The following is a 26,653-nucleotide window of genomic DNA, read 5'->3' on the forward strand; positions in this document are numbered from 1 at the left end:
TATGGCGGCTGGTGAATAAGTTAATGGACTTAGTTCCCGTGGTGGAGGAGCATATTAAGAGTGCAAGATAGCATGTATCAAAGACATCTGGATACCCATATCCAGCGCGGTTTGCCGCAGCCAATCAAGATTGGCGTCATTGGCGTTGGTAATATGGGACAGCATCATGCCCGCGTCTTGAGTCTTTTGAAAGACGTTGAGATGGTGGGTGTGGCAGACATCAACGTGGAGCGGGGCTTGGATACTGCCAGTAAGTATCGCGCCCGCTTCTTTGAAGATTATCGTGACCTAATTCCCTATGTAGAAGCGGTTTGCATTGCCGTGCCGACTCTGTTGCATTACGAAGTTGGCATGACCTGTTTACGAGCTGGGCTTCATGTCTTAATCGAAAAACCCATTGCTGCTAGTATTGCCGAGGCAGAGTCTTTGGTAAATGCGGCAGCCGAGTACCAGCGAATTCTGCAAGTAGGTCACATCGAACGATTTAACCCAGCCTTTCAGGAACTTAGCAAAGTTCTGAAAACAGAGCAACTGCTGGCAGTGGAGGCTCACCGGATGAGTCCCTACTCCCACCGAGCTAATGATGTCTCCGTCGTGCTGGATCTGATGATCCACGACGTTGACTTACTGTTGGAGTTGGTAGCTTCGCCGGTTGTCAGATTAACCGCTAATGGCAGCTACACTTCTGATTCCCGATATTTAGATTACGTGACTGCCAATTTGGGTTTTGCCAATGGAGTGGTTGCTACCCTAACTGCCAGCAAAGTAACCCATCGCAAAATCCGCCGTATTGCTGCCCATTGCAGAAACTCCCTGACAGAGGCAGATTTTCTCAATAATGAAATTCTGATTCACCGACAAATAACAGCAAATTGCCGGACGGACTACGGTCAGGTACTGTACCAACAGGATGGGTTGATTGAGAAGGTGTACACCAGTAACATCGAACCCTTATACGCTGAGTTAGAGCATTTCGTTAGCTGCTTGCGTGGGGGCAATCAACCGTCTGTCGGTGGCGAACAGGCACTAAAAGCACTGCGTTTGGCAAGCTTAATCGAACAGATGGCTCTTGATGGTCAAGTGTGGCAACATTTGGATAGAGAGCATCTGGATCTAACCTCTCCTGTCGTGGCAGCTTCTTATTAACAGCAAATAATGGGTAATGGTATGACTTCCAAGCTATTACCCATTACTAACAAGAAGGTACTGTCATATCACAAGTAAACTTAATTGTCAATCCCCAACGAATAGCGGCTGGAGCGATCGCCCCATCACCTCACTAACCGTCTGATTGCCTTGGGGACTCAGGTGAATGTGGTCACGGTATAACGTTTCTGGTTCTGGCGCACTATTAAATAGCGATAATAAATCTACATAGGGAATTTGTTGGTCTTTCGCCAACTCACTGAGACGGTTACGGGCTTTAATCTCATAGTCACGGGGTCCGGGTTCGCCAATTTCCCGCAGTAGGGGTGTCATTAGTAGCAGAAATTCAGCTCCAGCGTCTTGAGAAAGCGCCTGCATTTGTTGAATCGCCTCCAAATTAAAGCCAACCCGATCGCCTTTCTCTGCCCTCACTGCTGCCATTTCTGGCGGGGATTGGTACGGTAAGAAGCGGCTGATGGCTTCGATAATGGCTAAAGGAGGTTTGTGACTGGGGTAGAAGCGATCGCGTCCCACGGGAATGGGGGTTGGGGCTGTGGCAAACAAGTCATCGGTATTAATGACCAATACCACCACTTGGGCGTCGAAGGAGCCAAAACGTTCTAGGTAAGCCAGTTCGTTCCGAGGTCCCCAAGAATTCGCGGAGGCATTGAGAACTTCTATGTCTTCAAACGGTATCTGGGGAACAACGCTTCGAGAAGCCTCAGCGACCACAGTTTTCAGTTGAGTTGCTATCAGCGCTGAAATTGTTTGGTCTTGGTCAGTCCACCAACCCCCGTTGATAATAGAATCGCCCAGCAGCAGCACCCGTAGGGTAGATGGGGTTCGTTCTGGGGAAATGGCATCACTACGCATCGAATACTCATTAATGGCGATGCGATTGCCCATCCGCTTCGTGCGTTGGTTGGGCGCTAGCAAGTAGCCAATTTTTTCATCAGCGATGTAAATTGGCGGATTGCCAAACCCGAAGACTAATCGCAGGCTGACTTCTACAATTGCCAACAGCCCAACCAACACCGCCAAAATCATCAGCACTACTTTCACGCCCTCGTCTCCTTCTCCAGATGGAAATTCCTGCCTGAGAATCGATTTTCCTTTGCTCACTAATCCTAGACCAAGATATATTCGAGTTGGGAAATCCCTTGAAAATGAGAGGAGTGTACAACGCGATATGTCAGACCTGAATCGTGGCATCATGAAGTTTAAGGGAGCAGATACCCCTCTAGCGATCGCTATCTCAGCGGCGCTGGTTTTGGGGGGTATCGGCTTCCTGCTCTGGTGGGGATTGCAGACGGCTTACAGCGTAAGCTAATTGCAAGCATTGGGGATAAAGGGATGGAACGCTGCCAGTTATGAGAAAGCTAGTCTGGCTACGGGCAACGTCCTCCCTTCCTCAAGAAGACAGCAACGGATGCAATCTGACTACAGATGCCATAAGTGATCGCTCAAAAACAAATAATGATTGTCTTGCCAGTACTGTTTTACTATCTTGCCGTCTCAGATATTGGTCCTCTATTAGGAAATGTTTGGCTTGATATTGTCGTACTGGTATTCATGCTGGTGCTGTCTGCTGCGTTCTCCGGTTCGGAAACAGCTATCACTGCCCTAGATAACCTTAAACTCAGAGCCCTAATTAAAGACCAAGGCGATCCCACCGGGATGTTTCGGTTGGTTTTAGAGAAACGGTCTCGGTTTATTACAACCCTTCTGGTTGGCAATAATCTCGTTAACAATTTTTCAGCCATTCTCACCAGTAATCTATTTGCCATTTGGTTGGGAAGTGCTGGTTTAGGAGTTGCAACTGCCATTGTCACCTTTGTCGTGCTGATTTTTGGGGAAATTACACCCAAATCCTTGGCAATCAATAACGTTCTAGCCTTTTTTCAATTGGTTGTTCGTCCTATCTATTGGCTATCTAAGTTTTTATCGTTTTTCGGGATTATCTATTTTTTAGAAACAATCGCTCAAGCTGCCATTCGATTTTTTCAGGGTGGTGTTGTTCAAGAGGGAGAGTCTGTTAGAGACCTGAAATTAATGATTGAAGTTTTGGGGGGTAAGGGTATCCTTGACCTCGATAAACACCAATTGCTTAATAAAGCGTTGATGTTAGATAACCTCAACGCCCGTGATTTGGTCAAACCTCGGATTGAGATGCGCACAATTTCCCATGAAGAAACGTTGCAGAATTTAGTGAATTTATGCTTAGAGACGGGATATTCTCGCATTCCTGTTCAGGAAGAGTCAAAAGACGAAATTGTGGGCATCGTTCACCTCAAAAAGGCACTTCAGCACTTGAGATCGGTAGACAACGACGATGAAGACATTCCCGTAACAGCAGCGATAGACCCGCCTGTTTACGTCCCCGACACTAAACGAGTCGCCAATTTGCTGAAGGAAATGCTGCAACAGCGTGTTCACATCGCTATTGTGGTGGATGAATATGGGGGTACGGTGGGACTCGTGACACTGGAAGATATTTTAGAGGAGCTGGTGGGAGAAATTTATGATGAGAGCGACAGACAAATTCCGACTCGGTTTAGACGACCCGCAAACCTTTAGAAATTTCCTAACTAACATATGAAAGAGAATATCCGACAAATATTTCGTCGATTGGGTTTTGACATTGTCAAATACTATCCTTCGGCATTTGAACGAGCTAAGGCAATTGATGGTCAACGTAAAGGAGCAAAAATTCTCAAGATGTTGACTCTCCATGAAATAGACTTGGTCTTGGATGTAGGGGCAAATAGTGGACAATATGCTAGGAGTCTATTGGACATTGGATACCAAGGCAAAATTATTTCCTTTGAGCCCACTTCATCCGCTTATGAACAGTTGGTTCTTTCAAGTCAGAATAACCCAAACTGGGAAGTTGCAGAGCAGTGTGCAGTTGGGAATATAAATGGTGAAATCGAAATTCATATTTCTGCCAATTCTGAGAGTAGTTCAGTCCTAAATATTTTACCCACTCATGTAGATGCAGCAAAAAAATCAGCTTACGTTGGTTCTGAAGTCGTCAAAATATACCGATTAGATGACTTGGTAAGTCATCGCCTTTCCTACTTCCGATCTCCTTTCCTCAAGATAGATACACAAGGTTATGAAGATAGAGTGTTACAGGGATCAGCAAAAATTATTGCACAAATACAAGGGCTTTATTTAGAAATGTCTCTGGTTCCTCTTTACGAAGATCAAGTACTCTTTGAAGATATGTTAATAACTATTAAAAATCTAGGTTTTTCTCTCTACAATCTGACGCCTGGATTCTCTGACTACCGCACTGGAAGACTGCTTCAGGTAATGGGAACATTTTTTAGAAATGGAATAGAAAGCTGAGTAACGGAAAATTATCAAACACAAGCTAAAACAAGAAATGATTTCCAAAGTCTAACAAATTAAACACTATAGCATTCCCTGATCTAGTGAGGTACATCTTGAAGACTGAAAAGCTCTGCTTACAAAGTCTTGGTGTACCTCAGTTGCCTGGGAAACGCTATAAAACTTTGGGCTAGCGCACTCAATTCAGGGTGTAGAATCGCCGTTAGTGATAACTTAGTCTAAACTAGACGGATGAGTTAACAATCTCACCCCTACCCCTCAGTCCCATTCACCCCAATGGAACAGCAGGCAGTTTTCCGCAACCTCGCCAATTCTCTGAGATCTATCATCGGTCTACTGGATATTGAGCAAAATTCCCAACTCCGCCAAGACGCGATCGCCATCTGCGATTATCTAGAAAATCCTATCTTTCGGATTGCCGTATTTGGTCCGTTTAATTACGGTAAGTCAACCCTGCTCAATGCCTTACTAGGAAAGCGAACTCTCCCCATTGACCTAATTCCCACCACAGGCGCAGCGATTCACCTCGGCTATGGGGAGGAACTGCACACTCGCATTACCCTAACCGATGGCAGAGACATTAGTGAAAGCGGCACTGACATCCTCAAGCAATTTGCCATTCTAGATGACCAGCGACGGATGCGGGATGATGTTGCTAGGGTTGAGGTTTTCTGTGCCCATCCTTTCCTGCAAACAGGGGTTGAACTCCTAGATTTACCGGGAACCGATGACCGAGAAGCGCAGGACGTTTTAGTGCGCGACCAACTGCTAACGGTGGATTTAATCGTTCAGGTACTTGATGCTCGCAAACTAATGACTTTAGGGGAGCGGGAAAACCTGAGAGATTGGTTAATTGATCGGGGGATAAAAACGATTGTTTTTGTCGTTAATTTCCTAAATTTACTAGAACCCGAAGACCAAAAGCAAGTTTACAATCGTATGCTATTTGTCGCCGAGAGTTTTCGCTCAGAGCTACCTAATAATATTAGTAATATCTATCGAGTGGATGCCCTGCCAGCCTTAAGAGCTAGACTAAAGGGAGATACGGCTGCCGCACAGACAACGGGACTGGCAACTTTTGAATCCGCACTGCAAAGTATCGCGGCGACTAAGCATGAGAATCTAGGGATTCGGTTTCCCCGCGTGGAAGCGATCGCAAATCGCGTGAAGCAAGCAAGCGAAGCCAAAGTACAAACGCTCACCGCAGAACTAGCTACTGCTGAACAGAAGAATAAGGCAAAGCTGGAAATTAAGCAAAAAGCCCAGAAACTGATTCAAAAAGGGTTTAGTGCCAGCATTTCAGATTTCCAGGGGTGGCTGTACCTGCCAAAACTGCTCGATCAGTACAAATCTGAACTGGCATTAGCGCTGCAAAACGGTACGTTCAGTTTTTGGGAACAGGGAGCATTTAAAGAAGCGATCGCCAAATATCAAGACGATATTATCAAATGGGTGCATCAAGGGTGTGAGTTTTTCGACTGCGCGAGCCCTGTCGATTTAAGTATTTCCTTTCCCAGTGCGCCAGAAGTCATTCTTCCGGAACCTCCACCCCAATCAAGCCGTGCAAAAGACTCCGGGGGGGTAACACCTGTGGCGATCGCTACTGGATTGGGTTGGATGTTTGGCGGGCCGATGGGAGCCGCCGTCGCTGGGGGAGCAACCTATTTATTTAATAAAAATCCGAGCAATCTTGAACCCCAAAACTCATCCACCTCTTATTTGGAGCAAGTGACACAAGTGTATGCTGAGGCGGCGGAAAACTACCTGACTCGCTTTAGCATGGAAGCCTTTACAGCCCTCCAGCACTACGAGCAGCTAGCTGCACAAATTATGACGATAAACTTGACTGAAAAACCCGTCAAAAGAACGGCACAGCACCATCAGTTGCAATTATTAGAGACGTTATTGGAGAATCTGAGTCAGGAATTGGAGGCGTTGAAAGAAAGTTTTTAGAGATGTTGCATATAACGTCTCTACTGTGCCTGTAATGTTCTGATTTGGTCAAGGGCATCTAGCCGCTCGCTCAGTTGCCCCTGCTGATCGTACAGTTCGGCAGCTTTCTCAAAATCGTTTATTGCCCCTTGTTTATCACCCATCTCGCGACGGGCAATGCCCCGATTGTAGTAAGCGTTGATATGGTTAGAATCAATCTTGATCGCTTGATCGAAATCAGCGCTCGCTCCCTTCATGTCCTTGAGTTGGTAGCGAATAATACCCCGGTTATCGTAGGCATCGGCTTCTTTGGTATCAATATCGATGGCTCGGTTGTAATCGGCGATCGCGCCTTGAAAGTCCTCCAGTTCGTAGCGGACAATACCCCGATTAATATAAGCACTGGTATAATTCGATTTAATCTCAATAGCCTTATCGAAATCGGCGATCGCTCCCTGGTAGTCCTCCGACTCAGCCCGGACAATACCGCGATGGTAGAAAGCATTGGCACGATAGGGATTAATCTGGATGCTCCAATCGTAATCCGCGATCGCTTTCTGGTAGTCTCCTAATTTACGACGGGTATTACCCCGACTGATATAGGCATTGGCATTGTTGGGTTCAACCTCAATGGCTTGATTATAAGCTGCAATTGCTCCTTGGTAATCTCCTTGGTTGTGAAGGGTGATTCCTTGCTTTAAATAATCATCCGCTTTAACTTGACTGATTTTTTTATCTTGACTGACTTTCCCTGTCAAAAAGCTCTGGATGGGAATACCGTAATTTCGATGGTTATCAACTCGATCTTGCCGCCCGTGAATGCCAATGACTAAACCCTGTTTATCCAGCAGCGGTCCTCCATTCATCCCGTCCTTGGTGGTATTGTTGTAAATCCAGGCATAGCCCAACCTTTCCTCTGACAGTGTACTCATCACTTCACCTTCACTCACCTGAATAGGAGTTTTTTGATGTGCCTGCTTCGGCGTCGGGGTGCCAGCGACGTAAACTATTTTGCCGATACTCACCTCTTCGGAGTTGCCCAATTTAGCAACAGTGTAGTTGTTGGAACTCTCAAACTGCACCACTGCCAAGTCCAAACCCTCATAGCGCTTAAACTTGCCCGCTTTTGCCGAATGATCTTGTCCGTCTGGGGTTATGACTCGACAATCCTTATCATTACTAACAATATGCCTCGCTGTCAGTACAGAATAGGTTTTTCCCTGCTTCTTAAAAATTACTCCTGAACCCGAACTGCACTCATCAATAAAAACCGTGACTTTATCCGCTATCTTATATACTGGCTGAGTGTCTTGTATCAATTTTTTGGGAGCGCAAGCCACTTGAGACAGGACTACAACAAGAGTAGCATTCCTGAGAATTATTGAGAGCTGAGTCTGAATCATTCGCGTTACACCCAAATCTGGTAAATGCCTACCCCTTCCAACTTTATCGCCCTCATCAGCGGACACCCCCGATGTTTAGAATTTTTTTTTAAACTTGAGGTGTTGTCAGTACACCTCCAATTCCTACTGCCTTTAGAGCGATTTTCTCAATCCAGCGATAAAATTTAAACCCCAAGAACTCGATCAGCGAATTGGGCAATTAAAATAAGGGCATATCAAACGAATCGAATCCTTTCTAATGCCCTACTTGACTAAACCAGAAGACATTAGAACCGCGATCGCCAATTCCAGCCAATCTACTATTCTGTGGTTGGATACGGAAGTCGCCGACTACAAAACTGAAACTCCCAAATTGTCTTTAATTCAAGTCTTAGATGACTCAACAGATATTCAAGGGGAAATAGTTTCGGTTTTAGATGTCTTCAACCAATCCGAACTCGCCAATGAGTTTATTGAAAAAATTATGCTCAATCCCGCGATTGAGAAGGTTTTTCATAATGCCAACTACGATCTCAAATTTTTGGGTAAGCGGAACGCCAAAAATGTCACCTGTACCCTGGAAATGGCAAAAAAAATTCCCTACTATCTAGTGCCACTACCCAATTTTCAACTCAAAACCCTCGCCGAACAACTCTGTCACTTCCCCAATGTGGATAAAACTGAGCAAGGGGGAGACTGGGGAAAACGTCCCTTGAGTGCAAGTCAACTGCATTACGCGGCGATGGATGCCGTTTATGTTGCGCAAGTGCATCATCGGATTTTACAACTCATTCACCCCGATCCTGACATTGAAGATATCGAAGCCCTCAGCCTGCGATATCGGCAACTCGAACATCGCTGGAAGCAACTGGATACAGAAATTTCCCAACTTAAAGAACGGCTCAAAGCCGCTATGCGATCGCAAGATGTCCAAGAAGTTAATGGGTTCCGCTTGTCGAGTCAAACACGGACTACCAAAAAAGTGGCATTTAACCAACTAGCAAACGTCACTCGAGAGCTAGGAATTGAGCTAGATTTGTCGGTGCAACTGACCAAAACTTTGCAAAAAGAACTGGGAGAGACGATAGAGCAACTGCCAGTGGAAGAGGAGGTAACGACCAACTGGCGACTGTTAATCGAAGAACAGGATAATGAAGAATTACCATTTTGAATCTGACAAAAGGGCATGGGGAGTGGGTAATAAAATTAAATGTAACTCAAGACGCTAGGAAAGGCTATCTCCAGTTGAAAAAAGTTAAAAAGCTTACTTTACACTCTTTATTTCCTCCTGTCTCCTCCTTTCTTTTCCTTCAAATTTGTTATGAAAATACTCTTTTTGACCAATCCATGGAAATGGTGAATATTCTGACTGTGAAACTTCGGCTAGAAGAAAAACAAACCCAGCAATGATACTCATTACTATATGTTCACCACCATCTTCCAGCAAGCCAAGCCAGGAGTTTAACAAAGAAGACTTAAACGCTATGTGAACCATATCAATGACTATCCCAAATAAAGCCAAAGAACAAAGCATTATTATCAGATACCTGGATGACTTCCTGGCTAGAGAGTCACTAAACCGATAGGCAATAGCAATTAAAACAAAGAAAAATAAACCTACGCCAACAGACATGAGCATTTCACCAAAATCCACTGCTCGTAAGTTAAACATAGGCAATAGAGATAGTTTTTGGCTGAGAATTTTTCCTCCGGTTTCATGAATCTCAAGAGAGTCATCTAGTAATAAATACAGAAACAGGAGAGACCAACTTAGATAAAGTAAAGACCGTTTTTTGTAGGCGAGAAAAGCCAATAAAATAGCAATCCAATATTCTTTAATGTATTGAAATAGCTCTGCATAGCCTCGATCTTTTTCAATTGAAAAGTTGTAGTTTGAAATAAAACTGGTGTGCTGATAAATAATGTGGAGGATAATAAAAACTAAATCAGTGGCTAAAAGTAAAAATAAGAACCGAGTTGACCAGTGGTTTAGATTTAGATTCAGTTTCACTGAATGAAATACCTCATACGTTAGTTAGGACTACTAGATTGCGTTCTTAGATTGAAGTAACTTTTTGCTAAAATTATGCAGAGCCTCTACAGGTAGGCAAGGCTCACCTTACCCCTATAAAGCGCTGTCTCTTGGTTTGGGGCAGGATGTTTGTCTATCTGTGTGAAAGATACTGACTAGGTTCTTAACGTTCTAATGTACTACAGATTAACGATAGCTTAACCAAAGTTTAATCTGAATCTAATATACTGGAGAGATAATTATATTAAATCTGCCTATTGGGGGATACTAAAGTATTGCTTTTTTGCTAGGAGGCATTATCTACGCCAATCGAATTACACGACAGGGATTGCCAGCCGCCACAACATTAGCCGGAATACTTTTAACCACAACGCTACCTGCCCCGATTGTGGTATTGTCTCCAATCGTTACACCTGGACAGATAATTGCCCCCCCTCCAATCCACACATTATTGCCAATGGTGATAGGAGCCGCGAGTTCCCTACCCGTTAAGCGCAGGTTGGGATTGGTGGGATGGTAAGCCGTGTAAATTTGCACGTAGGGATCGCATAGCAGGTTGTCTCCTAAGTGAACGGTGTTGCAGTCTAGAATCACGCAGCCATAGTTCATGTAGAGGTTGTCACCTGCGTAAATATTGCTGCCGTAGTCGCAGTAGAACGTAGGAGTGATGTTGGGATTTGTGCCGACTTGTGCAAATAAGTCTTGCAATATCTGCACTCGCTTCTCAACTTCCTCTTCAGTAGTAGCGTTGTAGAGGCGAGTCAGTCGGTAGGCTTGCTGATGTTCGGCAACTAATTCGGAGTCAGATGCTAGATAGAGTTCACCTGCCAGCATCTTTTGTTTTTCTGTTTTCGGAAGGTCTTCCATAGCAATTTTTATAAGAACCTCCCTTTTGAATCTAACGTCCTTAGGATACAAGCAGCAAGAGGACTTGAGCTTCACCCAACGGCTTCATCCGGAAGAATCATTTGTGTCCTAATTTGGGTACAGCCGTTTGATTCTTGAAATTTACAAGCAGGTTGAATAACCGACGAGGAGGCTATAGAGCTTGCAGCGATATCTGTAGAAAATCTTTCCACACCCATAGGATAACCTGAACTGAGAATCAAACTATCATTTAAAAAAAGGCTATGAGAGCTTATATGGGTCAAGATTATCAGCACGTTATAGAACAGTTAGGTATTAATATTGTTCTTTTGTTTGAGAGGCTAGATGCTCTTTCCAATAGAAGGAAGCTCAGTGAACTTGATAAAAAAATTATTTGTCAATCTCTGTTGGGCTACTCTCGACAGCAAATCGCGAATCTATCCGATTTATCTGGACAAAATATTAGAGATAGACTGAGTAATTATATCTATCCTAGAATAGCTGATTTAATGCAGGTTGATCAAGAGCAGATAGCTGGTAACTGGGTAAGGATTCTCAATTTCTTAATCAATCCAGATAATAATTATAAATTGAATCCTGCTCCTCAGTTAAATAGTGATAACTTTCAAGGAAGTTTTGGAAGGCAATTTTTTATTTATCCTCCTAATCAAGAGATTGTAAAATCTCAAATTGAAGGAGCGAAATTTTATCAACAAGGACTTTACTATCAAGCCTTGCTCTGCTTTTCCCAGGCTTGGAGAAGCGAGAAGAAATTATGTACTAAGGGTAATCCAGAAGTTTTAATTTATATCAATAACTGCTTAATCGAGGATAAAAAATCGCTTTTAGAAGAAAAGGGGATTAAAATATATACCCTAGCTGTAGTTGTCCCCTTTTATCATAATCAGGGTCAAGTTGCTGCTGAAATTTTGCAAGGAATTGCCCAGATTCAATTTCAGGTGAATCTGCAAAGCTTTAAAAGAACTTCCCTTGAGCAAGAAATAAGCTTAGACGGAATAAAACCCAATACCAATCTATCCTTTACTGGAATTTTCAATAATCCCGATTGTCAAATAGCCTTACGAATCCTCATTGTCAATGACCCTAATAATTTATACGATCCCTACAACCAAACAGCCGAAAATTTAGCGAATTTAGTCCCTCAATTAAACTTGATAGCTGTCATCGGACACTACTCTAGCGAAATGACCAGAAATGCACTGCATTTTTATTCTAAAAATGGAATAATTTTAGTGAACTCTAGTAGTACATCCAATGAACTTTCTCATTTATCTGTGGGTGAACGTTCAGCCTTTTTTCGGCTGACGACTCACGATAAAATTAATGCTAAAGGATTGACTGATTATTTAATAGGGAAATTCCCCAAAAATCGTCAAATAAAAGTTGCTGTTATTTACAACCTAAATAGCACTTATAGTACTTCATACCGGAATACAGTTAGGGAGTATTTAGAACAGTATGAAAAACAGCTTATCTTTCTAGAAGAGTGTAGTTATATCAGCAATGATTATTATCAAGTCCAAGCTTATCTACAAAAGATTCAACACGATGGGGTTGACATCATTATCATCATTCCCGATGGCGGAATTGAACCGAATTCCCTTAATAATGCTGGATTGATTAGCCGATTGAATCTCAAAACCTGTCTAATTGCTGGTTCAGCTACTTTTTACCAGAAGAATGTTCTCCATTGGATTCACGAGCAAAGTCAGTCTAATTTTATGAATCATGATGAGTGTCAAATTGTAGCCTGTATTCCTTGGCATTGGCACAGTCACGAAAATGGCTGCAATAGTTCTAATTTTATAGCCCAGATGTTTTGTCAAATCGGTACTCAATTATGGGGAGAAGAAAATTTGACGTGGCGGAGTGCAACAGCGTTTGACTCTGTATTAATCATTCTGAGAGTTTTAGAAAAATATCAGATCCAAGACGGTCAAGTTTTACTGAGACAGATGGATCGATATTTCAAAAAACAGAGAGGAGAAGTGAAGGGAGTTACAGGACATATCAAATTTGATGAAGCAGGCGATCGCATCAATCCACCTACAGAAATAGTTGCGGTAAAATGGAATGCACAGCAGCAAAAATGGAAATGGGCACTTTAACTAAAAAGCAACTTTCTGCCAACAAATATTCAAACTAACTAGACTACCGCTTGAAAGCCTTCAGAATTTACAAGCAAAACTTGATTTTTATGAGTTCGAGTGCCATACATTGCCATTATAACAATGAGTCCGTCAACAATCCAAATACCCTCATCAACCGGTTTAAGAGTGTTGATCGGTTCGTATAGCTCGATTTCGTCAGCACTCATCATTCTTTAGGAAAACTGAAGGTTAGATCATCAGAACGCTATTCAATATCACACCTGTCGTTAAAATAGTCTACACCTGAAGTAGAAAGACTTCAAAGCCCTCTGTTATTCTACCGTTAGACCCGCAGAGGATATAGAGTAATGTTGAAAGTTTTTGCTGACCGGGGTGGTACATTTACTGACCTTGTTGCTGTTACCGATAATCAAGCGATCGCAAACAACCTCTCCAATCATCCCGAACGTTTTTTAATAGTTCCCCTTCCCAAAGGGCAATGGGTTATTGTCTATAAATTACTTTCAGAGAATCCTGAACAGTATCAAGATGCTGCGATTCAAGGTATTCGGGATATCATGGGTATTTCAGGTAATGAACCTATTCCGACAGCAGAAATAGAAGTCGTAAAAATGGGGACAACAGTTGCAACGAATGCGCTGTTAGAACGAAAAGGCGATCGCGTTGTACTCCTGATTACCAAAGGGTTTAAAGATGCCCTGCAAATTGGCTATCAGAACCGCCCTGACATTTTTGCCCGTCATATCATTTTACCAACGATGCTTTATGAGCAGGTCATTGAGGTAGAGGAACGCTACGATGCTAACGGGCAGGAATTAGTTCCGGTAAATATTGAAGAATTCAAAAAAGACTTACAAGCCGTTTACAATACAGGAATTAAAAGTTGTGCAATTGTTTTCATGCACAGCTATCGCTATCCTGAACACGAACAACAAGTTGCCCAACTCGCCAAAGAAATTGGATTTACTCAAATTTCAGTATCCCATCAAGTGAGTCCATTAATGAAACTGGTCAGCCGAGGAGATACAACCGTCGTCGATGCTTATTTAACTCCCATTCTGCGTCGCTATGTTAACCAAGTCGCCAGTCAGCTACCCGGAGTCAGACTAATGTTTATGAAATCTGATGGGGGTTTAGTCGCAGCCGCACAATTCCAAGGAAAAGATAGTATTTTGAGTGGTCCGGCTGGGGGTATTGTCGGCGCAGTACAAACCAGCAAAAGAGCAGGTTTCGAGTTAGTCATTACCTTTGATATGGGTGGAACTAGTACAGATGTTGCCCACTTCAAAGGAGAGTATGAACGACAACTCGATTCAGAAATTGCTGGGGCGCGAATGCGAGTTCCTGTATTAGCCATTAATACGATTGCGGCTGGCGGTGGTTCAATTCTATTTTTTGATGGTTCTAGTTATCGGGTGGGTCCTGAATCGGCTGGTTCAAACCCTGGACCTGCTTGTTATCGCCGTGGTGGTTCGCTAGCAGTTACAGATGCCAATGTCATGTTAGGTAAAATTCATCCTCACTATTTTCCCTCTGTCTTTGGAATAGATGGCAATTTGCCTTTAGATAAAGAGATTGTCATTCAGAAATTTACCCAATTAGCTCAAGACATTGAATCTGCCACAGGAAATTCCCGCACTACTGAACAAGTCGCTGCTGGATTTATTGCTATTGCCGTAGAAAATATGGCAAACGCCATTAAAAAGATTAGTTTACAACGGGGTTATGATGTCACTCAATATGTCCTTTGTTGTTTTGGTGGGGCAGGCGGACAAGTTGCTTGTTTAATTGCCAATACATTGGGGATGAAAACGATAGTTCTGCATCCTTATGCTGGCGTTCTCTCAGCTTATGGAATGGGATTAGCCGATGTCCGAACAATCAGAGAAGAGGCTGTAGAACGACCTCTCACTCCAGAATCAATCCCTCAATTACAGCAGTTAATGGAGTCTTTAGAAACCAAAGTGAGAAGTGAACTTACCGTAGATGAAGCAAGCCGTGGAGAGGAAGTTATCCGAAAAGTGAATTTGAAATATGAAGGAACTAATTCTACCTTAACGGTTGACTTTACCTGGGATGTGGCAGTGATGCGACAAGAATTTGAGATTGAACATAAATCTCGTTACGGTTTCATTCAATCTGAAAAAGCCTTAATTGCTGAATCTGCTTCAGTAGAAGTTATTCAGAAAATGGATACTCCCGAAGAAGCTTTAATGACTCGCACTCGTCCTCTTGATGAACCCCCCACCCCTGTTGAAATAGTACAGATGTTTACTGCCAACCAATGGCATGATACTCCCGTTTATCAACGGGAAAACCTACAACCGGACGATCGGATTAGCGGACCTGCAATTATCGTCGAAAAAATTAGCACAATTGTAGTTGAACCTAACTGGGAAGCGAGACTGACTGAACGCAATCATCTAATCTTAAAGCGTGTTTATTAGGAATTTTTAGGAATCAAAAATGTCCACACTATCTCAACCCGACCCCGTTCGCTTAGAAATCTTCAAAAACCTCTATCAGTTTATTGCAGAACAAATGGGGATTGTGCTGCAAAATACGGCAGCATCGGTAAATATCAAAGAAAGACTTGATTTTTCTTGTGCTATTTTTGATGCCTCTGGCTTATTAGTCGCTAATGCTCCCCATATTCCCGTACATTTAGGCTCAATGAGCGAAAGTGTCCGCAGTTTAATTAAGGATAAAGGCAATACCATAGAACCAGGAAATGTGTATCTCTCCAACAATCCTTATAATGGAGGAACTCATCTTCCTGATGTAACAGCAATTACCCCTGTATTTCTGGGAAGTGGAGAAAATATGGCATACCCGACTCCCGATTCCCGATTTCCTACTCCCCTTTTCTATGTTGCTTCTCGCGGACACCAAGCTGATATCGGTGGAATCACTCCCGGTTCCATGCCTCCCCATAGCACTATGATAGAAGAGGAAGGAATTCTTTTTGATAACTTTCTCTTGGTTGAACAAAGAAAATTTCAAGAAACCGCAGTACGAGGCGTCCTTTTAAACTATACTTATCCTGCCCGTAACCCTGACCAAAATATAGCGGATTTTAAAGCACAAATTGCCGCTAATGAAAGGGGAGTTCAAGAACTCAACAAAATGGTTTTTCAATATGGACTTGAGACAGTCCAAGCTTACATGAAATTTGTGCAAGACAATGCTGAGGAGGCAGTAAGACGGGCAATTGATATTCTCAAGGATGGCTCATTTAGCTACGAAATGGATAACGGGGCACGAATTCAAGTCAAAGTAACGATCGCACGAGAAAATCGCAGGGCTACTATTGATTTCACTGGAACATCGGAGCAACTCAACAGTAACTTTAATGCGCCCAAAGCCGTCACTCAAGCTGCCGTCTTATATGTCTTCCGAACTCTGGTTGATGATAATATTCCCCTCAATGCCGGATGTCTTAACCCTCTAGAAATTATCATCCCTTCTGGCTGTATGCTGAACCCAACCTATCCGGCAGCAGTCGTAGCGGGTAATGTAGAAACGTCTCAAACGATTGTCGATGCTTTATATGGTGCTTTGGGTGTGATGGCGGCTTCTCAGGGTACGATGAATAATTTTACGTTTGGTAATGAGCAATATCAATATTATGAAACTATCTGTGGGGGTTCTGGGGCAGGGGCTAACTTTGATGGCACGGATGCTGTTCATACCCACATGACTAACTCCCGTTTGACCGATCCAGAAGTTTTAGAAACCCGTTATCCCGTACAGGTAAAAAGTTATAGTATTCGTCCCGATAGTGGGGGTAAAGGTAAACACTCTGGCGGCAATGGAGTGATTCGCCGCATCCGGTTTAATGAACCCATGACAGCTAATATTCTCTCTAGTCATCGGCTTGTTCGTCCTTTTGGATTAAAGGGCGGGGAAGCAGGAATTGTAGGACGCAACTGGATACAACGTCAGGATGGAACCGAAGAGAATTTAGATAGCACGGCAACAGTAGAGATGAAACCTGGAGATGTTTTTGTGATAGAAACTCCTGGCGGAGGTGGATTTGGTACAACTTCTTGAAATCAGAGAGTTTGAATACCAGTGATTAAGCCACGACAGACTCCGGTGAGAAAATCTAAGTCAAGGGTATCAATGCGATCGCTCGGCTGATGGTAGTGAGGATTCCGCATAAACGCCGTGTCCGTTAACATCATTGCCCGATAACCCCTAAATAATTCCATCCAAGTACTTACTAGCAGCCTAGATCAAGCCGAGGCGTTGAAATAAAGGCAAGCGCTGCTCCATAAAGTTTTGAGCTTGGGCTTTCAACTCCGCTTGGTTAGCTTCTGGCGATTCCAAAACCTGGTCTTCTTTGATGAGTTTTTCCCCCTGGACTTGCAGAATGCTCCAGACAAATTGGACAAGATCAGCCTTGCGTAAATACGCCAACAGAAAAAGTTGCTCAGGTCGGCTGATATCAATCCCACTTGCCGTCACAGGTGAAGCTAATATCTGGGTATCCGCGCCAAACCGCGCCCGTTTGAGAATGGCTCGATTCAGCCCTATAACTGTTTCTCTACGATAATCCTCTTCCTCTGCCGGTAAAGCTGGGGTGACATGATAAGTCGAGATCAAAATCTTCAGGGCTTGAAGAATGGTTGCAAACTCCAACCGTTTGAGGTCGGTATGCCCCATCAACTCTCGCAGGGTTCTGGGTTGTTCAGCCAGGGCACTGATGATCGGCTGATAAATCGGCTCATCCAGCTTAATCGGGCGACCAACCAAGTCCACTTCGTACTCCATCTCTTCGGGGTCAATTATTAAGGCAAAGCGAAAATTACTGAGTAGCTCGACTTGCTCTAAAGCCGTGAGTTTGACCGGACCTTTCACAAACAGATCGCGGCGAAATCGAGTATTAAACAAAAAGTCGCGAATAGTTTCCCGTCGTGTGATATCAGGAATATCTGCCAACACATTCAACTGATCATCCGTCAATTTGAAGTTGTAAAACTGATCGTCAATATCCCCTGAAATGGTAAACGTTAACTTCGCATCAGCCAATTGTTCAACCACTTCAGAATGGTAGAGCGGTCGCCAATTCTGGTTGAAGTATTCGTGGGCTAGGTAGTTGCGAGAATCCCCTGCCATGGCATCCAGGTCAGCCTTAACAGTGGGGTTTTCCAAAAAATATCGCGCCTTCATAGCATGGAGTTGCTGGGCAAACGCCATACCAGCTTCAACCCTTTGCAAGCTAGAATCTCCGGTTTTGCTGGGAGATTGCAACATCAACTCCCGCAGGGGCATGAGCGCCGACCAACCGGGCAAGGTATTGTAGCTAATATAAACTGCCCCACCCACCTTCAGTTTTTGCCGGAGTAAATTGACGATGTTGCGGCGGTTTTCATCCCCAATCCAGGAATACACCCCATGCAGGGTAATGAAATCAAATGGGGGGGTGTCAGCCTCTATAAACTCAGCAAAGCTGTGGTCAGAAAAATGGATGTTTTTTAGTTGGGCAGCATTGGCGAGGCGTTGCGCTTCTGCCGTATGGGTTGGGTTAAAGTCCATGCCCCAAAACTCCCCTTGGGGGTTAGTGGCAGCCAGGATATTGGTAGTAAATCCTTGACCACAGCCGAGTTCACAATAGGTGAATTTTTCTAGCCCAGGCGGAAAACATCTCCCATCAAGGAGATTAAACGCAATGCTGGTGGGAGAGAGTTCGGGAAAGAAGCTGTAGTCATAGCTGACATCTGAAATGTAGCCATGAGTCCAATTTTGCATATTACTATATCGATAAGGTTCTGGGACAAAGCAGTTCTGCGGCAGACTTGTTGGCACTAACGCTGGCAGTTCGTCTATCTAACGGATCGGTGACGCACCGGAATAGTTTGCAAGTGTGAAGCCCTTCAAATCCAGGTATACATATACTCTCCTCAAGCGGGTCTACACCTAAAAGGGCGATCAGGTATTGCCTTCTGCCCAAAGAAACCTAACACGCAACTCCTGTGTTGATCCGGATAGGTATCGCTAACGCTAGTAATTAATTGTGTTAAATTTTGCCATTCAGTTGCGCCGAGTTTATACTTGCCGGATATCTACTTCACTTATTCAGGGTTTCCAAAAACAATCTAATGGTTCCAACAACAATCTAACGGTTTATCTTTTATGGCTACTAAATCTTTACGGTTTAAGGTTTTTCGGTGTCTTGTCCTCTGTGCCGGATTTGCTGCCAGCAGTCCAGTGAGTGTAATGGCTCAGATTGCCACCGTTGACTTTAGTGAAGCCACCGACCTCTCAAAGACCCCTGAACTGGGAACGCCAACGAAAACAAGGGAAGCCCAAAATTTTGCCAAACCCAAGGCACTCACATTTGAGTACGTCACCTCTGAAGAAGGCGATGAAGCCTACACGGTTGCCGATGCTGAAAATAAGCAGGGCAAGAAGATGAAGAAGGCAAAACAGGCTAAGAAAGCTAAGAAGGCTAAAAAGGCGAAGAAAGCCAAGAAGGCTAAAGCTTCAAAACGGAGTTGCGAAGTCTTTTTCCAGGGTACTGCGATCGCGGGATCTGAATTCACCGTGGTGAGTGAGACTCGCTCCGAAACCTTAATTCAGATTTTTGAAGATGAAACCGCCTTTATGTCGGGAGAATCAGCCCTGCAAGTGATTGAATACTCCCCCGACGCCCCAGGAGCAACCGCGACGGGAGCCAATGTCGGCAGTCTGGTCGTCACCAATGCTCAATCTAGGGAACTGACCTTCCAATATCGCCGCCAACAAACCACTCAATCCAGCAGCTACGCCGTCGTCACAGGTACCGTTGATGACGACGACGAAGCCTATATTATGGTTTCCCAAAATAAAGGCGGCAAGTGCCGGATTGGGAAAAAGGCAAAGAAAGCTAAAAAGGGCAGCAATGTCTTGATTCAAGGCAGCACAACCAGCGGAGGTGAGCTTACAAATACCGCCGACGGTGAAACCCTGATGCAAATCTTTGATGACGAAACCGTCAGCACCTTTACCGATGTCAGTAGAACCCACTGGGCGAGTACTTACATCTATCGGCTGGTTTCCATGAAAGTCATTCAAGGATTCCCAGGTGGCAGCTTCCGACCCAATGATGCTTTGACTCAGTCCCATTTCGCTGCCATCGTCAGTCGCGCTTTCAATGTCTCTTCAGTGCGACAAGTGGTTTCCATTCGCAACCTCTCCAGTAACTACTGGGCTTATAACGACCTTCAGAAAGCCTACGCCATGGGCTTTATTAATGATATTGCGAACGGACTCAATCCCGATCGGGCTTTCACAAAGCTCGATGTCTTGGTGGCGATCGCCAAAGGATTGAACTACACCGAGGTGTCTAGTAGCAGTAGCATCAACACAATCCTGAGCCAATTCACTGATGCCAACACCATCCCAACCGAATATCGCCCCTACATTGCTGCTCTAGTGCAAAAAGGCGTTTTGGTGAACTATCCCAATGCGTCCAGCTTGAATCTCAGCAAGGTGATTTCCCGCGCCGAAACCTGTAGTCTGGTGTACCAAGCCTTGGCTAGCCTCGGGCAGGTTGAGAGCGTGAATTCTTCCTATCTAGCCGACTAACCAAAATGGCTTCAGCCGTCCCAGTAGGTTAACAGCTATTTTTTAGTGTCAGGGCGATCCTCAGCGGCTTCGCTCTGATGTTTTCCTGTTTTGTGCTGTGCCGCTCGAAGAAAGAGTCTAATGTCCACCTTCGCCGTTAAAATTTATAAAAATACCCACTCAAATAAGCCTCCAGCCATTCACTTGCCGTCCAATTTGCCGCACCAAGAGTTAATGAATGGGGAGTTAATTACCGTCGCTCAGGAATTGTTTGAGGAGAATGGAGTGCTGGTGATCAACCATCTTTTTTCTAAGGAATTGATTAGCCAGTTCTATCAAGGGTTTGTCGCCCGATATCAAACCTACTTTGAGGATCAAGACTATGACGATGCTTTAAAAGTGGGTGATAAACGACAAATGCTGACGGTCGATTTTCAAGAGCCTTTTAATCATCCCACTGTCTACGGTAACCCCTTATTGCTTTCCCTGATGAAGGGGTTATTGGGACCAGACTTTGTATTGGGCAGTTTTGGGGCAGTGATTTCTCTGCCGGGGGCGCTGGGGCAGCACATCCACCGCGATCATCCTCCCCTCTTTGAGGATGAAGCCTTAACCCTGAATTTACCCAGCTTTGCCATTACCGTTGTGGTACCCTTAGTAGACTTGACCCCAGAAACGGGCTCAACCCGCCTTTGGAAAGGTAGTCACAGAGTTTCGTGTGAACAAAAAATGGCGATGAAAGACTCTTCCATCCCTTTATTGTCCACGGGGTCTTGTTATTTAATGGATTACCAGCTTTTGCACGGCGGCACGCCAAATGTATCAAATCTGGTGCGACCCATTCTCTACATTATTTACTATCGGTCTTGGTTCCAAGAAGCCGTCAATTATGAACAGCAATCTCGACTTTCGATCACACAACGGGAGTATGATAAAGTTCCTCAGTCATACAAGTTCCTATTTGTCAGACAACGGGAAATTCTGAGGGCAAATCATTCTTTAGAACCTCAACTGCGTCAAAGTCCTACCCAGAAAAACTTTGTTGAACTGACCTCCAAAGAGCAGGCTCAACAGTTGAAAAAATTAGCAAAAACTGTACTCCCGCAATACGGTTTTAAGCAAGCCGATGTGCAGCTCATTTCCCATGGAGATAACACCGTCTTCTCGGTGAAAGGCTCCAGGATGTTATCGCTAGAAACAGATTTAGGTGATTGCCCCACTGCCCCCAATCACTTCATTTTGAGAATTCACCGATCCCACTACCTCTCTCCGGCAGCGATTGAATCGGAGCTGCATTGGTTGACCCATTTGCATCACAAGACGCAAATCCGTGTCCCTGTGCCCCTACCGACTTTAGAGAAAACCTTGTATTCTTCAGGGCAGGTGCTGGGCATATCGGAGCCGCGCATCTGTTCTCTCACCGGCTGGGTCAAGGGGCGATCGCTGGTCGATCTCCCCCGTGCCGAACGCTCACAGCCGCAAACCCTGATCGCGATCGGTCGGTTGCTAGGGACACTGCATCACCATGCTGCACAGTGGTCGGTGCCTGGAGCGTTCACCCGCCCCTGTTGGAACTGGAACGGACTCTTTGGCAAAGGGGCGGGCTATAGCGATGATGGCGATCGCGTGTGGGAGTTAACACCCCAGCCCTATCGCCGCCTGTTTGAGTCCGTGAGCGCCCAGGTCAAAACCGTGATGGCTTCCCTGGGAGAAGACAAAGAACAATTTGGTCTGATTCATGGGGACTTTTGGCTGGGCAACTTGCTCATTCACGGGGAAGACATTGGCGTTATTGACTTCGCCGATTGCGGCTTTGGCTATTGGGGCTACGACTTAGCGCGGTTTTTAAACGATTTCTCTACCGATCCCCAATATTCCAACTGTTTAGACCATTTGCTCCACGGCTATACCCAGGTTCGCACTTTTCCAGAAGCCCAACTCCCCCACCTCAAACTATTTTTAGCGGCTCAACAGGTGACGCTAGCCCTATGGCGCGTTAACCGCGCCCAAGATCATCCTGACTTCAGATCGACCTTAGTAGCCGATCTTGAGGAAACGGCTGAAGCCGTAGACGTATTTTTAACTGCTTTTGGAGCATAAGGCAGGAGTGTCAAGAACCTCGGATAATTGACTTTCGTGTCCATTCCCGCACACTTTCTAAATGGAGAATCGCCTGTTCCTGTTCGCGATTAGCAGGGCAAACCTCTAAGAGAGAGTCCAAAAGCCGTCCCCAAAGCCATTCAACCATGGCAATATCTTGAAGTTGTTCCTGGGTGGGGCTGTCCCATCCCAAAAGGCGATCGCGTAGTGCCTCAGTTTGAGAAGAGAAGATGTTTTTATCAAGTGGGCTGTTATATAGTTGCATATCCTGGCTCTTTCTAAGTCGATACATAGAGACTAAAACTTTTAATTGCCCAAGAGAACCGTAAAAACCGAGGGTGCCACTGCCATGGTTGTTTTTTCTTCCCAAGAATTACGGATCAGTAACCTTAGGAGTTATCAGACGGTGAAGCCACACGGTTTTTCAGCCGTTGCACCGATACTTGAATTGCTAATGCCACTAAACCCACCGCTACAATACCAAAAACAGCGGTGGCAAGGGTGCTAATGCCAACGACTAACGTCCGAACCGCGATCGAAATATTAATGGCTGTCATGTTGCTAGAAGGCAGGGGTTTGTTGGCGAAGGTTTGAGCAATCGAACGGGTGAGGAAGTAAAGGGCTGTTGCAAATCCTCCAGAAATGAACGCTGCTGACAAACAGCGCAACGGACCGGGTAGTGTCTGAGTTGTATCAGCAAGCTGGGTATCTTGATGGGTTGGGGGGAGTGGATTCGTCATAGGTTTATCAGTCACAATAACAGGGAAAAGGGAAAGAAGCATCTGCCATCTCAATTCCCTTCTCCCTTTTAGCGTGAACCTTTTCCTTTACTCAAGAAAACCCATTAAAATCTCGAAGCAGTAAGGGTTACATCCGCATACTTCCACGCTTCCTCAAAGCGCTTTTCCTCCACTCTAGCTGCCTCAGTCTTACCCTGTGCATTCAGGCTTTTCACCAGTCCGAACAGCGCCCAACCATTGTTCGGGTGATCTGCCAAATCTTCCCGGTATACCCTCTCAGCATCGGCGACTCGACCCGCTTGCAGCAAGACTGCACCTAGGGATTGTCGTACTGGATAGTACCAGGTTTCAGGCTCATCATACTTGAGGGCGTCTTCCAGACTCACTGCCGTTTCTAAATGTGCGATCGCCTTTTTATAATCCTCTTGTTTAGCTGCTAACTCACCCGCTAAAACCTCAGAAGCAATTTTCATCAAACTGGCGGTGTTGTTAATATCCCAAATTGTGACCGTTTCTAGAATAGGGTCAGCAGCGATCGCGTTTACTTGTTCGAGTTCCTCTGCGGCTGCCTTGAACTGACTTTTCGCGGTGAATGCCAGCCCGCGAGCATAATGCCAAACCCCTATAGGATACTTTAGATCATCAGCGGGTGTGCTTTGTGCCAGAATCTCATCCCATCTGCCAAATCGAGTCAGGGCGTAAAGCGGGATAGAGTAGTAATGCTGAAGCGTTTCGTATCCAGGTTGGCGCATCATCTCCTGATCCACCATTGCGGCTACATCACGGGCAGCTTGAATGGCTAATTCGCTTTGCCCTTCCATCAAGGCACTTGCCCAGAGAAAATGATGGTTGTGCGGGACGTAAGCTAGGGGGTAGATTCCTTGAGCGTGGCACTGGGTAACATAGTCTTGGTCAGCTTTAATGGCTTGTTGATTAGCGATCGCGGCATCATGATAGCGCCCGACTCGGATGTAGATGTGCGACGGCATATGAACCAGATGTCCGGCACCCGGAACCAGATTCCCCAAGCGATCAGCACTAACGATACCCCGAGCAGGATTGGGAGATGCCTCGACTGCATGAATGTACAGGTGGTTTGCACCCGGATGATTAGGATTTTGCTCCAACACCGACTCAATGGTAGTCAGAAGTTCACTAGCTTCTGGCTTGAGTTCGCCGTCTTCTGTCCAGTAATCCCAAGGACTGGTATCCATAATCGCTTCTGCGAATAAGGTAGCAGCATCCAAATCCTCTGGATAGCGTTGCGCCACCTCTCGCATCGCATTGACATAGGCACCATCAAGTCCCGAGCGATCCTCAACAGGTTTTAAAGAATAACGCTTTGCCAACGCCTCAATATAGGCTCTTTCTTTCTCGCTAGCATTTTGACTCAGCTCAAGTGCCTTCTGGAGTGCATTCCAAGCTTCTGGCACAGCCTCTGAATCCATCGCTGCGTTAATGTTAGGTCCGAGAACGAGTGCCACTCCCCAATAACACATAGCACAATCCGGGTCAAGTCTTACTGCCTCTTGAAACGAGCGTGTAGCTTCAGCGTGGTTGAACCCGTAAGTCAGTATGAGTCCTTGATCAAAGTAGCGCTGGGCTAATGGGACTTTAGTTGAAATTGGATGATGGTGGTTGCCGAGATTATCAAATAAGGGTGCCGTGGGTTCGACAGATTCACTAAGATCCCTATTTAACTGGGCAGCTACTGTTAGTTTTGGGGGTTCTATGAAATACTGCGATAGGACTAGAACGACGAGTAGAGTGAAAGTGAAAAGGAGGCGATACATAACAGCACCTATAGAGCAATACGGTTTAGTTAACTTCTCCTCTAACCCCTCTCTGCGCAAAGAGAAGGAAGCCACTCCTCCATCTCTGCTATCTTCCAATGTTTATCCTGATATTCCCCCCCTTAATAAGGGGGGCTAGGGGGGTAAACGATGATTGAGACGATTAGATGCAAGTTTTAAATAAACAACTCTTAAGCATCGTGCCTACCTTGGCGTCGTCTCCAACCCATTAGAGGCAGGATACCAGCCAACAAAAGCCCTAGCAAAGAGGATGGTTCGGGTACAGCTTCGGGTTCGCTGAAAATAAAATCATCCATCGCCACTACATCAACACCATTGCCATCAAAATTGTCGGCACTCAACGCCGCATTACCATTAGTAATCCGTACCCGACCAATTTGTTCGCCTTCATCAAACAATACACCAAGGAATGAGAGTCCATTGTCGGCTGTCAGTACAGAATCACTGAACAACAGATTATCCTTGAGGTCGTAATACTCAATCGTGGTGGTATCCGGCAAATCTACATCGGTGAAGACTGCTCCAAACCCACTCACTGCTGCTCGCCTGTCAGTACCGGGAACGAAGAAGTTTACATCCAAAATATTGCTGTCTATTGTTGTAAACAGTTTCTCAGCACTGAACGTCTTGAAGATACCTGCGTAAGTTGGGTTGATGTTACCAAAATTTTCATCATCTGCGATGTTGTTGGGGTCGCCATCAGCACCGCTGATTTGAAAACCAGAACCAGGGGTATCATAGACCGTACCGCGAGGAACAATCGCATTGAAGAAATCAGCAGGCATATCAAAAGGAGCCGCAGCACCAGGTCTGCCATCCCAGTCAATCTGGCGGCGTCCTCCCTTTATAGGACCAACTGCATTACCATTATTGGGCTCACCCACAGCCGCTCGGAAATCGTCAACGGTATCTTGAATTGAAGCAGCATCTGCTCCAGCATCAGCAAAGGTAATCGCTGCCGCGAGGGTAGTCGTTGGTGTCAGCAGCAAGGTTGCTAAGGCAATGGTGGCTGACTGGTAGAATCCCTTAAACATAGTGTTTCCTTTCTTCCAAAGTGGTGATTTGAGCCTAGCCGTTTGGTTTTCCGGTCATCTCGTTAGGGAAATAGAGCCAAATTAGTCATCTCTCTTACGGAAATTTAAGAGATTTGATTGACCTCTAAAACCACTGTAAATAAGCTGCATCAGTTTGACCGTAAGAAAAAGTCATAAAAAGTCGTGGGTTTTTGATTGATTATTGCCTGACATTCCCGCAAACTGATGGGTAACAGTCTGGAAAAGTCAGATCGAGTCAGAACAGCAAGTTTGAGGTGCTTTTATAGAGATGACTGTTGAAGAAGCTTTAGCCATCCTAGATACAGTCCTGAAGCCAGGGCGTCTCAACGATCTGCAAGAACTAGTGTTTCGAGAAGCCTGGGAAAAGAAAACCTATCCAGAGATAGCTGAAAACGCAGGTTATGATGCCAGTTACATCAAAGATGTGGGTTTCAGATTATGGCAGCTTCTCTCAGAGGCATTTGGGGAAAAAGTCACGAAGAGTAATGTGCGATCGCTCCTGAGGCGGCATTCAAAGGCAGAGGAGCAGGGGAGCGGGGGAGCTG

General features: G+C 45.0%; 21 protein-coding genes and 2 pseudogenes. 12 read left to right on the top strand and 11 right to left on the bottom strand.

Annotated elements, in window-relative coordinates; genetic code table 11:
• Positions 1–72 precede the first annotated feature (72 nt).
• Positions 73–1,146 carry a Gfo/Idh/MocA family protein gene (locus tag IQ257_RS04975; protein WP_193872549.1) on the top strand — a complete coding sequence of 358 codons (1,074 nt, stop codon included), beginning with the start codon at positions 73–75 and terminating at the stop codon, positions 1,144–1,146.
• A gap of 87 nt (positions 1,147–1,233) precedes the next feature.
• Here IQ257_RS04975 and IQ257_RS04980 read toward each other — a convergent pair whose 3' ends face one another.
• Positions 1,234–2,193, bottom strand: a complete 960-nt coding sequence (locus IQ257_RS04980; protein WP_193872548.1) for an SGNH/GDSL hydrolase family protein — start codon at positions 2,191–2,193, stop codon at positions 1,234–1,236.
• Positions 2,194–2,335: 142 nt separating this feature from the next.
• Between IQ257_RS04980 and IQ257_RS04985 the strand changes: the two genes are divergently transcribed.
• From IQ257_RS04985 to IQ257_RS05000, 4 genes are all read left to right on the top strand, one after another.
• The gene (locus IQ257_RS04985) at positions 2,336–2,476 is read left to right on the top strand and encodes a hypothetical protein (protein WP_193872507.1); all 141 of its coding nucleotides are present in this window, start codon (positions 2,336–2,338) and stop codon (positions 2,474–2,476) included.
• A 146-nt stretch (positions 2,477–2,622) separates the two neighbouring features.
• On the top strand, positions 2,623–3,723 hold the full coding sequence (locus IQ257_RS04990) for a hemolysin family protein (protein WP_193872506.1): 1,101 nt from the start codon (positions 2,623–2,625) through the stop codon (positions 3,721–3,723).
• 18 nt (positions 3,724–3,741) lie between these two features.
• Complete coding sequence (locus IQ257_RS04995; protein WP_193872505.1) at positions 3,742–4,500, top strand: FkbM family methyltransferase; 759 nt, start codon at positions 3,742–3,744, stop codon at positions 4,498–4,500.
• 279 nt (positions 4,501–4,779) lie between these two features.
• Positions 4,780–6,456 carry a dynamin family protein gene (locus tag IQ257_RS05000; RefSeq protein WP_193872504.1) on the top strand — a complete coding sequence of 559 codons (1,677 nt, stop codon included), beginning with the start codon at positions 4,780–4,782 and terminating at the stop codon, positions 6,454–6,456.
• A 20-nt stretch (positions 6,457–6,476) separates the two neighbouring features.
• Here the strand turns inward: IQ257_RS05000 and IQ257_RS05005 are convergent, their stop codons facing one another.
• Complete coding sequence (locus tag IQ257_RS05005; RefSeq protein ID WP_193872503.1) at positions 6,477–7,838, bottom strand: tetratricopeptide repeat-containing serine protease family protein; 1,362 nt, start codon at positions 7,836–7,838, stop codon at positions 6,477–6,479.
• 238 nt (positions 7,839–8,076) lie between these two features.
• Between IQ257_RS05005 and IQ257_RS05010 the strand changes: the two genes are divergently transcribed.
• Positions 8,077–8,988 carry a ribonuclease D gene (locus IQ257_RS05010; RefSeq protein WP_193872502.1) on the top strand — a complete coding sequence of 304 codons (912 nt, stop codon included), beginning with the start codon at positions 8,077–8,079 and terminating at the stop codon, positions 8,986–8,988.
• 93 nt (positions 8,989–9,081) lie between these two features.
• Here IQ257_RS05010 and IQ257_RS05015 read toward each other — a convergent pair whose 3' ends face one another.
• Positions 9,082–9,828 (bottom strand): hypothetical protein, encoded by a 747-nt coding sequence (locus tag IQ257_RS05015; RefSeq protein ID WP_193872501.1) that lies wholly within the window; start codon positions 9,826–9,828, stop codon positions 9,082–9,084.
• A 321-nt stretch (positions 9,829–10,149) separates the two neighbouring features.
• The gene (locus IQ257_RS05020; protein WP_193872500.1) at positions 10,150–10,716 is read right to left on the bottom strand and encodes a sugar O-acetyltransferase; all 567 of its coding nucleotides are present in this window, start codon (positions 10,714–10,716) and stop codon (positions 10,150–10,152) included.
• 275 nt (positions 10,717–10,991) lie between these two features.
• On the opposite strand from IQ257_RS05020, the gene IQ257_RS05025 reads away from it, so the two are divergent.
• Positions 10,992–12,845: an ABC transporter substrate-binding protein gene (locus tag IQ257_RS05025; RefSeq protein ID WP_193872499.1), complete on the top strand. Its 1,854-nt coding sequence runs from the start codon at positions 10,992–10,994 to the stop codon at positions 12,843–12,845.
• Positions 12,846–12,883: 38 nt separating this feature from the next.
• Here the strand turns inward: IQ257_RS05025 and IQ257_RS29790 are convergent, their stop codons facing one another.
• Entirely contained in the window at positions 12,884–13,057 is a 174-nt protein-coding gene (locus tag IQ257_RS29790) for a hypothetical protein (protein ID WP_228060437.1), read from the bottom strand.
• Between the two features lie 138 nt (positions 13,058–13,195).
• On the opposite strand from IQ257_RS29790, the gene IQ257_RS31055 reads away from it, so the two are divergent.
• Both IQ257_RS31055 and IQ257_RS31060 read left to right on the top strand, forming a co-directional pair.
• Positions 13,196–15,295, top strand: coding sequence for a hydantoinase/oxoprolinase family protein (locus IQ257_RS31055; protein ID WP_193872498.1), 2,100 nt, complete (start codon positions 13,196–13,198; stop codon positions 15,293–15,295).
• A 19-nt stretch (positions 15,296–15,314) separates the two neighbouring features.
• Complete coding sequence (locus tag IQ257_RS31060) at positions 15,315–16,901, top strand: hydantoinase B/oxoprolinase family protein (protein WP_193872497.1); 1,587 nt, start codon at positions 15,315–15,317, stop codon at positions 16,899–16,901.
• A 2-nt stretch (positions 16,902–16,903) separates the two neighbouring features.
• Here IQ257_RS31060 and IQ257_RS05045 read toward each other — a convergent pair.
• Positions 16,904–17,050, bottom strand: a pseudogene (locus tag IQ257_RS05045) (peptidase M28); the annotation flags it as partial.
• A gap of 31 nt (positions 17,051–17,081) precedes the next feature.
• Positions 17,082–18,602, bottom strand: coding sequence for a class I SAM-dependent methyltransferase (locus IQ257_RS05050; RefSeq protein WP_193872496.1), 1,521 nt, complete (start codon positions 18,600–18,602; stop codon positions 17,082–17,084).
• Between the two features lie 384 nt (positions 18,603–18,986).
• Between IQ257_RS05050 and IQ257_RS05055 the strand changes: the two genes are divergently transcribed.
• Both IQ257_RS05055 and IQ257_RS05060 read left to right on the top strand, forming a co-directional pair.
• Positions 18,987–20,420, top strand: a complete 1,434-nt coding sequence (locus IQ257_RS05055; protein ID WP_193872495.1) for an S-layer homology domain-containing protein — start codon at positions 18,987–18,989, stop codon at positions 20,418–20,420.
• Between the two features lie 120 nt (positions 20,421–20,540).
• Positions 20,541–22,499 (top strand): phosphotransferase, encoded by a 1,959-nt coding sequence (locus IQ257_RS05060; RefSeq protein WP_193872494.1) that lies wholly within the window; start codon positions 20,541–20,543, stop codon positions 22,497–22,499.
• A gap of 10 nt (positions 22,500–22,509) precedes the next feature.
• On the opposite strand, the gene IQ257_RS05065 is transcribed toward IQ257_RS05060, so the two are convergent.
• From IQ257_RS05065 to IQ257_RS05080, 4 genes are all read right to left on the bottom strand, one after another.
• A complete protein-coding gene (locus IQ257_RS05065) occupies positions 22,510–22,764 on the bottom strand; it encodes a hypothetical protein (protein ID WP_193872493.1) in 255 nt (84 codons plus the stop codon).
• Between the two features lie 124 nt (positions 22,765–22,888).
• Positions 22,889–23,239 (bottom strand): DUF3082 domain-containing protein, encoded by a 351-nt coding sequence (locus IQ257_RS05070; RefSeq protein ID WP_193872492.1) that lies wholly within the window; start codon positions 23,237–23,239, stop codon positions 22,889–22,891.
• 104 nt (positions 23,240–23,343) lie between these two features.
• A complete protein-coding gene (locus IQ257_RS05075) occupies positions 23,344–25,032 on the bottom strand; it encodes a hypothetical protein (protein ID WP_193872491.1) in 1,689 nt (562 codons plus the stop codon).
• 191 nt (positions 25,033–25,223) lie between these two features.
• Complete coding sequence (locus IQ257_RS05080) at positions 25,224–26,087, bottom strand: PEP-CTERM sorting domain-containing protein (RefSeq protein WP_193872490.1); 864 nt, start codon at positions 26,085–26,087, stop codon at positions 25,224–25,226.
• A 289-nt stretch (positions 26,088–26,376) separates the two neighbouring features.
• On the opposite strand from IQ257_RS05080, the pseudogene IQ257_RS05085 reads away from it, so the two are divergent.
• A pseudogene (locus IQ257_RS05085) lies at positions 26,377–26,653 on the top strand (hypothetical protein); the annotation flags it as partial.

Origin of the sequence: Coleofasciculus sp. LEGE 07092 (assembly GCF_015207375.1) — a bacterium.
Lineage (GTDB): Bacteria > Cyanobacteriota > Cyanobacteriia > Cyanobacteriales > Coleofasciculaceae > LEGE-07092.